The following is a 440-nucleotide window of genomic DNA, read 5'->3' on the forward strand; positions in this document are numbered from 1 at the left end:
GGCCAGGCTCGCTGAAGAGGCTCGTCGTCGCGCGGAAGAAGAGGCGCGACTGGCCGAAGAGGCTCGCCTCGCCGAGGAGGCCAGACTCGCCGAAGAAGCCCGTCGCCGCGCGGAGGAGGAGGCTCGTCTCGCGGAAGAGGTGCGACTGGCCGAAGAGGCTCGTCTTGCCGAGGAGCGACGGCTCGCGGAGGAGGCACGGCTGGCCGAAGAGGCCAGACTCGCCGAAGAAGCACGTCTCCGTGCGGAGGAGGAGGCTCGTCTCGCGGAAGAGGCGCGTCTTGCCGAGGAGCGACGGCTCGCGGAAGAGGCGCGACTGGCGGAGGAGGCTCGCCTCGCCGAGGAGGCGCGACTCGCGGAAGAGGCCCGTCTCCGTGCGGAGGAGGAGGCTCGTCTCGCGGAAGAGGCGCGTCTTGCCGAAGAGGCTCGCCTCGCGGAGGAGC

Annotated in this window: 1 protein-coding gene; it reads right to left on the reverse strand. The window is 71.4% G+C overall.

The window, feature by feature from the left end; genetic code table 11:
* A partial coding sequence (locus Q664_RS59330; RefSeq protein ID WP_160174503.1) for a hypothetical protein occupies window positions 1–440 on the reverse strand: 440 nt, incomplete at both ends.

This window comes from Archangium violaceum Cb vi76, from assembly GCF_000733295.1.
In the GTDB taxonomy this organism is placed as follows: domain Bacteria; phylum Myxococcota; class Myxococcia; order Myxococcales; family Myxococcaceae; genus Archangium; species Archangium violaceum.